Annotated in this window: 1 protein-coding gene; it reads right to left on the bottom strand. The window is 56.9% G+C overall.

The annotated features are described in order from the left end of the window. On the bottom strand, positions 1-274 hold a 274-nt coding region (locus ACTHUF_RS11460; RefSeq protein ID WP_440407784.1), incomplete at both ends, for a hypothetical protein.

The raw sequence follows: 274 nt of genomic DNA, 5'->3' as shown, positions 1-274 counted from the left end.
CGTCTTGGGCTTCGGTGGTGATGTTGTCGTCGCCGGCAACGGTCACGGTGGAGCCGAGTTTTTCGACATTGGTGCTGCCGCTGTCGCCGTTGAAGGTCAGGCCTTTGGTGTCAACGGTGGTTTTGGCATCCACACCTTTTTGGATGTCGTCTTTGGTGTCTTGCGCCAAGTCGATGCTGTAGTCGGTCACGTTGTTCGCGTCTTCTGCTGAAGCAGTGACGGTCACTTTGTTCGAACCTGCGCTCGCGGTCGTGCCTTTGGCGTTGACGGTGTA

The sequence above is a fragment of the Neisseria sp. P0024.S006 genome (assembly GCF_051956595.1).
Lineage (GTDB): Bacteria > Pseudomonadota > Gammaproteobacteria > Burkholderiales > Neisseriaceae > Neisseria.
Note: the sequence above shows the minus strand (reverse complement) of the source record. Positions and strands in the feature narration are given on the sequence as shown.